10 protein-coding genes are annotated in these 8,450 nt (G+C 70.3%); 8 read left to right on the top strand and 2 right to left on the bottom strand.

The genetic code is table 11. The features are described from left to right. Positions 1–25: 25 nt before the first annotated feature. The 4 genes from BHU15_RS32790 to BHU15_RS32775 are packed head-to-tail and all read left to right on the top strand — an operon-like array spanning position 26 to position 3,348. Complete coding sequence (locus BHU15_RS32790) at positions 26–892, top strand: 3-hydroxyacyl-CoA dehydrogenase family protein (RefSeq protein WP_438284998.1); 867 nt, start codon at positions 26–28, stop codon at positions 890–892. After that, complete coding sequence (locus tag BHU15_RS32785) at positions 889–1,170, top strand: acyl carrier protein (RefSeq protein ID WP_069630465.1); 282 nt, start codon at positions 889–891, stop codon at positions 1,168–1,170. Before BHU15_RS32790 ends, BHU15_RS32785 begins: the two co-directional genes overlap by 4 nt. Then, complete coding sequence (locus BHU15_RS32780) at positions 1,163–2,269, top strand: acyl-CoA dehydrogenase family protein (protein WP_069630464.1); 1,107 nt, start codon at positions 1,163–1,165, stop codon at positions 2,267–2,269. The genes BHU15_RS32785 and BHU15_RS32780 overlap by 8 nt, the downstream gene beginning before the upstream one ends. After that, positions 2,266–3,348 carry an HAD-IIIC family phosphatase gene (locus tag BHU15_RS32775; protein WP_069630463.1) on the top strand — a complete coding sequence of 361 codons (1,083 nt, stop codon included), beginning with the start codon at positions 2,266–2,268 and terminating at the stop codon, positions 3,346–3,348. Before BHU15_RS32780 ends, BHU15_RS32775 begins: the two co-directional genes overlap by 4 nt. On the opposite strand, the gene BHU15_RS32770 is transcribed toward BHU15_RS32775, so the two are convergent. Together BHU15_RS32770 and BHU15_RS32765 are read right to left on the bottom strand one after the other, a co-directional pair. Continuing rightward, positions 3,326–3,988 (bottom strand): O-methyltransferase, encoded by a 663-nt coding sequence (locus tag BHU15_RS32770; RefSeq protein WP_069630462.1) that lies wholly within the window; start codon positions 3,986–3,988, stop codon positions 3,326–3,328. The two genes, BHU15_RS32775 and BHU15_RS32770, sit on opposite strands and share 23 nt — an antisense overlap. Positions 3,989–4,056: 68 nt before the next feature. Then, a complete protein-coding gene (locus tag BHU15_RS32765) occupies positions 4,057–4,707 on the bottom strand; it encodes a ScbR family autoregulator-binding transcription factor (protein ID WP_069630461.1) in 651 nt (216 codons plus the stop codon). Between the two features lie 106 nt (positions 4,708–4,813). Here BHU15_RS32765 and BHU15_RS32760 point away from each other — a divergent pair, with 106 nt between their 5' ends. The 4 genes from BHU15_RS32760 to BHU15_RS32745 all read left to right on the top strand — a co-directional run bounded on the left by BHU15_RS32760 (position 4,814) and on the right by BHU15_RS32745 (position 8,262). Next, positions 4,814–5,731, top strand: a complete 918-nt coding sequence (locus BHU15_RS32760; RefSeq protein ID WP_079128533.1) for a ScbA/BarX family gamma-butyrolactone biosynthesis protein — start codon at positions 4,814–4,816, stop codon at positions 5,729–5,731. Positions 5,732–5,955: 224 nt separating this feature from the next. Beyond that, complete coding sequence (locus BHU15_RS32755; protein ID WP_069630459.1) at positions 5,956–6,648, top strand: HAD family hydrolase; 693 nt, start codon at positions 5,956–5,958, stop codon at positions 6,646–6,648. A gap of 95 nt (positions 6,649–6,743) precedes the next feature. Beyond that, the gene (locus BHU15_RS32750; RefSeq protein WP_069630458.1) at positions 6,744–7,886 is read left to right on the top strand and encodes a diaminopropionate ammonia-lyase; all 1,143 of its coding nucleotides are present in this window, start codon (positions 6,744–6,746) and stop codon (positions 7,884–7,886) included. A 58-nt stretch (positions 7,887–7,944) separates the two neighbouring features. After that, entirely contained in the window at positions 7,945–8,262 is a 318-nt protein-coding gene (locus BHU15_RS32745) for an immunity 53 family protein (RefSeq protein WP_069630457.1), read from the top strand. Positions 8,263–8,450: the final 188 nt, after the last annotated feature.

Genomic DNA, 8,450 nt, shown 5'->3' with positions numbered 1-8,450 from the left:
CGGTACGCCCGGCGCCGGGCGGCGACTGGCTGTGCTCGGGGCGGGGGTGATGGGATCGGGCATCGCCGCGCTCGCGGTCGGGCACGGGGTCGCGGTGTCGCTGATCGACCTGGACCGGCGCCGACTTGACGGGGCCCCGGCCCGGATCGGCCAACAGGTGCGGATGGCACGGCTGATGGGCGCGCTGCCGGACGGGACCGACCCCGGCGCCCTCGCCACCGGCCGGTCCCTCGCCGACCTGGTGACGGCCGGTGACGCGCACCCCACCGCCGTGATCGAGGCGGTCACCGAGGACCCCGAGGCCAAGGCGAAAGCCCTCGCCGACGTCTGCTCACTGGTCGCGCCGGGCACCCCGATCATCTCGAACACGTCGGCGATCCCCATCGACGAACTGGCGGGAGCACTGACACGGCCGGCCGATCTGATCGGCACCCACTTCATGAATCCGCCCTGTCTGATCCGGACCGTGGAGGTGATCCGGGGGACGCACACCGGCCAGGCCACGCTGGACGCGCTACGGGCCCTGCTCGGCGCGCTGCGCCGGGAGTCGATCGTGGTGAACGACGCGCCGGGTTTCGTCACCAGCCGGCTCCTGCACCCCATGATCAACGACGCGGTACGGGTGGTGGCGGCCGGCACCGCGAGCGCCGAGTCGGTCGACCTGCTCATGCAGGGCTGTCTGGGCCACCCGACGGGTCCGCTGCGCACCGCCGACCTCATCGGGCTGGACAACCTGGTCGACTCGCTGTGGGTGCTGCACAGCAGGACCGGCGACGAAGGCTGCCGCCCCTGCGACCTGCTGCTGGAGTTGGTGGAGGCGGGCCACCTCGGTCGCAAGAGCGGGCGCGGCTTCTACGAGTACGGGCACGAGTACGAGGGAGAACACGTATGACCACGTCATCCGACACCGTCCAGACGGACCTGCTGCGGTTCCTGGCGACACGTACGGGCCGCACCTGGGAGACCGACGCGGACGTCTTCGGTTCCGGCGGGCTGTCCTCCCTCTTCGCCATGGAGCTGGTGGTGCACCTGGAGCGGTCGTACGGCATCGCCGTACGCGGCGCCGATCTGCGGATGGACAACTTCCGTACGGTGCTTCAGATGACCGCGCTGGTCGAGCGGCTCCAACAGCAGCCGACTGCCGGTGACTCCGGTGGCTCCGGTGCGTGAAGCCGTCGCCGCGGCCACCGCGGCGGTCACCGCACTCGTCGGAGACCAGGCGGCCCGTTGGGACCGGGCGGGCCGGCTGCCCGAGGACGTCGTCCGCAAGCTCGGCGCGGCCGGCCACCTCACGGCCCAGATCCCGACGGCGTACGGCGGGCCGGGCTGGAACAGTGCGGACAGCGGCGAGTTCACCGCCCATGTCGGCAGTCTGTGCAGCTCCCTGCGGAGCGTGATGACCTCAGGCGGGATGGCCGCGTGGACCGTCGAACGGCTCGGTGACCGCGCCCAGTCGGCGGAGCTGCTGCCCCGGCTGGCCTCGGGTGACACGGCGGCGGTCGCGTTCAGCGAGCCGCAGGCGGGCAGTGACCTGTCGGCCATCGAAACCACCGTCACGCTCGACGGGGACACGCTCGTGCTCACCGGCCGCAAGAAGTGGGTGACCGCCGCCGAGTACGCCGATCTCTTCCTGGTCGTCGCACGGATGGGGGAGGAGGGCGCCGTGGTGGTGGTCCCCCGGACCGCCCCCGGGGTTCGGCTGCGCCGGGTGACCGATCCGCTGGGCTGCCGGGCGGCCGGGCACGCCGATCTCCGGCTGGACGAGGTGCGGTTGCCGCTGAGCAGTCTGCTCGGCGGCGGGCGGCAGCCGCTGTCGCTGCTGGTGACGACGGCCCTGGCCTACGGCCGTCTCTCCGTCGCGTGGGGGTGCGTCGGGATCCTGCGGGCCTGTGTGACGGCGGCCGTCGAACACGCGGGCTCCCGGCACCAGTTCGGCCTGCCGCTGGGGCGGCACCAACTCGTCGCCCGGCATCTGGCCGACCTCTGGACCGCCGAGCAGATCGCCGCCCGGGTCTGTGAATACGCCAGCCGCCGCTGGGACGAGAACGCCGCAGATCTGGGCACCGCGATCGTGCTGGCCAAGTACGTCAGCTCGGGCCAGGCGGCCAACGGCGCCGCCGCCGCCGTCCAGGTGCTCGCATCGGCCGGCGCGCAGGACGGCCATGTCGTCGCACGGGCGTACCGCGACGCGAAGCTCATGGAGATCATCGAGGGCAGCAACGAGGTGTGCCAGCTGATCCTGGCCGACCACGCCCGGAGCCGGACATGACTGCCGCCACCACGGTGAAGTGCCTGGTCTGGGATCTCGACAACACGCTCTGGCAGGGCACGTTGCTGGAGGACGAGACCGTCGTCCTGTCCGACGCGATCCGCGAGGTGATCGTCGGCCTGGACACCCGGGGCGTACTCCAGTCGGTGTCCAGCCGCAACGACCACGCCCTCGCCTGGGCCCGGTTGGAGGCACTGGGCGTCGCCGACTACTTCGTCGTGCCGCAGATCGGCTGGGGGCGCAAGTCGGACGCCGTACGCCGGATCGCCGAGCAGCTGAACTTCGCTCCCGGCACCGTCGCCTTCATCGACGACCAGCCGGCCGAACGGGCCGAGGTCGCCCACCATCTCCCGGACGTGCGCTGCTATCCGGCGGCGGACGCCACGACGCTGCTCGGCCTGCCCGAGTTCAGCCCGAGGTCGGTGACCGTCGACGCGCGCAGGCGCCGGAAGATGTACCAGGCGGGCTTCCGGCGTACGGACGAACAGACCCGGTTCACCGGCTCGGACGAGGACTTCCTGCGCTCGCTGGAGATGGTGCTGCGCATCGGGCGGGCCACCGAGGACGAACTGTCACGGGTCGAGGAACTGACCCTGCGCACCAGCCAGTTGAACGCGACCGGGGTGCACTACCCGGACCATGCCCTGCGCGCGCTGCTCGCCCGCCCCGGCCACGAGGTCCTGGTCACGACGCTCACCGACCGCTTCGGACCGCACGGTGCCGTGGGGGTGCTGCTGCTGGAGAAGCACCCGGGGGCCTGGCATCTCAAGCTGCTGGCCACCTCGTGCCGGGTGGTGGCCTTCGGCACCGGCACGATGATCCTCAACTGGCTGACGGACCAGGCCGCCCGCGCCGGTGTCCATCTGCTGGCGGACTTCCGCCCCACCGACCGCAACCGGATGATGGAGATCGCCTACCGGTTCGCCGGATTCGACGACCGCCCCTGCGACTGCCGCGCCCTCGTCCCGTCGCGCCCAGGCGCCGACGTCCAACTGCTCCACCTGCCGGCCACCCGCCGCGCCGCCCCCACGACGGCCCGACTCGTCGCACCCGACCTCACCGCCGGCGGACCAGCGTGATCCCGTCGGCCATCGGAAGCATGGACACATCGACCCGCCGGTCGTCCCGAATCCTGGCATTGACCTCACGTACACCGGCGGTGTCCGCGTCGTCGGCGGCGGGGTCGACGACCCGTCCGAAGAAAAGGGTGTTGTCCACCACCACGAGACCACCCGGCCGTACGAGCCGCAGCGCCAACTCGTAATACGCCGGATAATTCGCCTTGTCGGCATCGATGAACACGAGCCCGAACCGATCCGCACAGCCTTCGGAAACCATTTCCTCAAGGGTTTCGACCGCCCTGCCGATCCGCACGTCGATCCGCTCGTGAACACCCGCCCGCCGCCAGTAGTCCGCCGCGATCTCGGGCCACCGATCGGTCACATCACAGGTGACGAGTTTCCCGCCCGGCGGCAGAGCGCGAGCCATGCACAAGGTGCTGTAGCCGGTGAACGTACCGATCTCCAACACATCGGTCACTCCCGTCACCGCGACCAGGAACGCGAGGAACTGCCCTTCCTCGGCCATGACTTGCATCGCCTCCCCGCCGGGCAGCTCTGCGGTCGTCCGGCGCAGATCGCGCAGAACAGCGTCTTCCCGCAGCGAGAATTCGCGCACATACGCGAGGAGTTCCGACCCGGCAGCAAGCTGATTGGCCATACCGAAAAGGGTAGTTGAGCGTCCAGCGGGATTCAATATCGCCTGTCGCCCCCATCGCCCCATCGCTCCTAACGCCTTTTCGCGCCGTCGAAATCGAACTTGAGGGGCCGGCCCCGGCCTTCGGCGCCGCCGCCGGTCGCCTGGAGGGCGGGCAGCAGCAGGAGCCACAGATCGTGGAGTCTCTCTTCGATGTGCTCCCGTCCGTCCAGTGCGTCGGAGACGGTGTGGAGTCCGAAGAAGGCGTACACGACCGCGTTCCCGGCCTTTCGGGGGACCACGGAGGGGCCGAGCGCCCCTTCCTGGCGGGCTTCCTCCAGCAGACCGACCACCGTTTCGATCCAGCCCTCGAAGGGGGAGGGCAGGGAGGCGTCGACGGACTTGCGTTCGGCCCAGAGCCGCGAGCCGCCCCGTACGACGACGTCGTCCCGGAACGCGCGGGCGACCGAGAAGCTCAGCGCGACGAGTTTCTCCAGCGCCGGGATGTCCGCCTCGCGATGGCGTCCGATCAGCGCGGGCCAGGTCGCGAACAGCTCCTCCATCACCGCGAGGGCGAGCTTCTCCTTCCCCGCGTAATGGAAGTAGATCGCGCCGCTGGTCCGCCCGGAAAGCGCGCTGATGTCGCTGATACTCGTGCCCGCGTAGCCCCGCTCCTCGAACAATTGCGCAGCCGCCTCCAGAAGAGAACGCCGTGTTGCTTCCGCCCGTCCCTGCACATTCATCCCCGATGCCGCACCGTCGCTTTACCGCAGGGAAATCTAGTCCATGAAGTGGTCAAGATCATAAAGCGGGCGTGCGAACCCATGAGGCATGAGTTCTTCTGATTACATGGAGAATTCAACGGGTGTTCTCGCCGGTGAATCCCGGCTGAGCTGGTCACGTACGGTCCCTCGTGAGCTGGTGCACCGTACGTCGGCCGCGGAGGTACTGCTCACCGACGTATGTCCGAGTCCTGAGCGGAACGTGTTCGACGTGGCGGCGTCCTGGCCGAGGTCGCATCCCACGTTCCCGCGCGACGGTGAGCCCCTGCACAGCCCGCTGATTCTCGTCGAGACGGTGCGCCAGCTCGGCATATACCTGCCTTTGAGTCACTACGGAGTGCCTCCCCGGTTCCGGATGTTGATCACCGACCTGCACTTCCGGTTCGATCCGGACCTGGAGCCACGCGCCACCGCGAACTCCACCGATGTCATCTGCCGGGCGGCCGTGAGCGACATACGCACCGGGGCGGACGGGACGGTCGCCGGACTCCGGATGGAGGTCTCCATGCGCGTCGGTGCCCAGGTGTTCGCCCGGGCAGGGGGCGGCGCGCGCTTCGTGAGCCCGGCGCGGTACGCCGCCCTGCGCGGTGCCCGAGCGGCTGTTCGTCCGCCCGTACCCGCCGGTGACTGGGTCCGGCCGGACCTCGCGCGGATCGGAGCAGGTCACGCACGCGATGTGATGATCGCGGTCGGTGACGACGGTGCCCTGTCGCTGCGACCGGCCGATCCGCTGCATCCCTTCTTCTTCGACCACCCCTCGGACCATGTGCCGGGCATGGTCCTGCTGGAGGCGGCGCGGCAGGCCGGGGCGCTGGCGAGCGACGGCCGGCGCCTGCGCCCTACCGCCGGTCGGCTGAAAGCCGTGAGCTTCGCCGAGTTCGCGCCGGCGGCCCGGGTGCTGTCCGTGCCGCACCACCGGACCTGCGGTTTTCGTGTCCTCCAGGGAGGCCGGTACGTCGCCTATGGGGCCTTGGAGTACCGGTAGACACACCTTCATCACCATGTGTCCCTGCTTGACCACATTTCGTAAAGGTACATAACGTAGCGATCGTTATGTTCCTGGGTGAGTCCGAGGGGCTTCTCCCTTCGCGTACGCCCACCGGGAACCGATCCCGCCCCGGAGCGGGCGATCAACGCGGCGACCGTGCGCGAGGGCACGGTGCTCGGCGTTCCCCCCTCCTCGGGTACTTCGGAACGGAAACCAATCGCATGAGCTCAGAACGCGTCCTCTCCTGGACGCCGTCGGCCATCGTCTTCGACTGCGACGGCACCCTCATGGACACCGAAAAGCACTGGCAGGACGCGAGAGAGCACGCGCTCGGCGAGTACGGCCTGGTCGCCGCCCCGGGCTTCGCGGAGCGCGCCAAGGGCCTGCACTACACCGAGTGCGGCCGGCTCATGGCCGTGGAGAGCGGACACCCCGACCTCACCGAGGAACTGACCGGCGGTCTGCTCCGGATCTTCCTCGAACTGGTCGCGGAGAATCCGGTGACCATGCCCGGAGCCCGTGAACTGGTCGCGTCCGCGGCCACGTTCGCGCCGCTGGCAGTGGCGAGCAACTGCCCGCGCGAGGTCGTCGAGTCCTGCCTCGACACGGCTGACCTGCGCGACTACTTCGACCACATCGTGGTCCCCGACGCCGGAACCCGGCCCAAACCGCAGCCTGACGTCTACCTGACCGCCGCGCGCCGCTGCGGCGCGGAGCCGGCCGACGCGCTCGCCGTGGAGGACTCGCTGTGCGGCGTCGAAGCGGCGTCGCGAGCCGGGATGCGCATTCTCGGGGTCGGTCCCTGGCCGGGCGAGCGCACCACGGCCATGGTCGACCTCTGGGTCTCCTCGCTCGCCGAACCGAACCTCTCGCGCTGGGCCGACGCGCGCATTCCCCAACAGGCCACCCGCTGAGCCCTGTCGGGCCGGGCGGTCCTGCCGTCCTGTGAGGAGCCCGCAACGTCGCCGACGACTGGACCGATCGGAGGTGAACGCCGGACCCTGGTCGGGTGACTGAGAACGCTCCCTCCTCCCCCCGTACGCCGCAGTGCCTCGTGCGGCCCGGCGCCCGAACCTGGCGGTGTGCGCCCGCACCCGCCGAGGTACGGGACTTCCACGCCGCACTGCCCGGCCACTCATCCACTCCACTGACCGAACTCCCACAACTGGCGGCGGAGTTGGGGGTGGGCCGAGTCTTCGTCAAGGACGAGTCGTCCCGTCTCGGGCTGCCCGCGTTCAAGGCGCTGGGTGCATCCTGGGCGGTCCACCGCGTCCTTGCCGAGCGAGCGGCGAGCGGGGAGGAACCGGGCCCCGTCACCCTGGTGACGGCCACCGACGGCAACCACGGCCGGGCGGTGGCCCGTACGGCACGCCTGCTGGGACAGCGCGCCCACGTCTTCGTGCCACGGGGCGTGCATCCGCGCGCCGTCGCTGCCATCGCCGCCGAACGAGCGACGGTCACCGAGGTCGCCGGGGCGTACGACGAGGCCGTACGCCTGGCGGCCGAGGCGGCGGCGGCCCGCCCGGACGCGGTCCTCGTACAGGACACGGCCTGGGCGGGCTACGAGCGGATCCCGGGGTGGATCGTCGAGGGCTACTCCACCCTCTGCGCCGAGATCGACGAGCAGTTGACGGAAGGAGGACACGCCGCGGGCCCGGATCTCGTCGCCGTACCCGTGGGGGTGGGCTCACTGGCGCAGGCCGTCGTCACCCACTACCGCAGCCGCCCGTCCGGGCAGTCCCCGGCGCTGCTGTCGGTGGAGCCGGAGGCGGCGGCCTGCGTCCTCGAAAGCCTCGGCCTCGGCGAACCGGTCAGCGTCAGCACCGGCGAAACCACCATGGCCGGGCTCAACTGCGGTACCCCGTCCAGCATCGCCTGGCCCTGCCTGCGCGACGGGCTGGACGCGGCGGTCGCCGTCACCGACCTCGACAGCGCGGTCGCGGCCGGTGATCTCGCGGCGCTCGGTGTCTCCTCGGGTCCCTGCGGGGCGGCGTCGCTGGCGGGCGTGCGCGTGGTGCTCACGGGCGAGGGCGGCGAAGAACGCCGTACGGCACTGGGACTTGACGCGTCGTCGGTGGTCGTCCTGCTGAGCACGGAGGGCACGGCCGCCAACCCGCGGGCCAACGGGGACCATCGGACAGGCGGCGAGTGAATTCCCGTACGCGGCAAGGCCGCTGACCCGGTGCGCAAACCGCCTAGCATCACCTGCCATGAGTGATAGGGAGCCCCTTCTCGACTGGCTGCAGAACTGGTACGCGCAGCAGTGCGACGGCGAGTGGGAACACGAGTGGGGCGTGAAGATCGCCACGCTCGACAATCCCGGCTGGACCGTCAGCATCGACCTGGAGGAGACCGGCCTGGAAGGACGCGACTACATCCGCCGGGAGATCAACCGCGCGCCGCAGGACTGGATCTGGGCCTGGACCGCCGAGGAGACCTTCCACGCGGCGTGCGGCCCCGGCAACCTCACCGAGGCCCTCACGCTGTTCCGTACCTGGGCGACCACGATCGCGCCCCCGGAGCGCTAGGTGTTCTGTCCTGGGAGGTTGTGGACGGGTGAGCCAGGTCTCGGCTGAGGGATCTTGAACGGGTGAGGACCTTCCGGTTCGGTGTGGATTGCGACGTCTACACCTGACCGAAAGGCCCTCGTGCCCCACCGTAATGCACCCCTGACCGAGACCGGACGCCTCCGTCCGGCCCGCTGCGTCGTCGAGGA

The organism is Streptomyces niveus (assembly GCF_001723055.1).
GTDB lineage: Bacteria > Actinomycetota > Actinomycetes > Streptomycetales > Streptomycetaceae > Streptomyces > Streptomyces niveus.
This window is presented reverse-complemented; position numbering and strand designations above follow the sequence as displayed.

Excerpts from the sequence above, each read along its gene's own strand:
- BHU15_RS32785 (WP_069630465.1), top strand. The coding sequence starts at position 889 with ATGACCACGTCATCCGACACCGTCCAGACGGACCTGCTGCGGTTCCTG.
- BHU15_RS32775 (WP_069630463.1), top strand. The coding sequence starts at position 2,266 with ATGACTGCCGCCACCACGGTGAAGTGCCTGGTCTGGGATCTCGACAAC.
- BHU15_RS32770 (WP_069630462.1), bottom strand. The coding sequence starts at position 3,988 with ATGGCCAATCAGCTTGCTGCCGGGTCGGAACTCCTCGCGTATGTGCGC.
- BHU15_RS32765 (WP_069630461.1), bottom strand. The coding sequence starts at position 4,707 with ATGAATGTGCAGGGACGGGCGGAAGCAACACGGCGTTCTCTTCTGGAG.
- BHU15_RS32760 (WP_079128533.1), top strand. The coding sequence starts at position 4,814 with ATGGAGAATTCAACGGGTGTTCTCGCCGGTGAATCCCGGCTGAGCTGG.
- BHU15_RS32755 (WP_069630459.1), top strand. The coding sequence starts at position 5,956 with ATGAGCTCAGAACGCGTCCTCTCCTGGACGCCGTCGGCCATCGTCTTC.
- BHU15_RS32745 (WP_069630457.1), top strand. The coding sequence starts at position 7,945 with ATGAGTGATAGGGAGCCCCTTCTCGACTGGCTGCAGAACTGGTACGCG.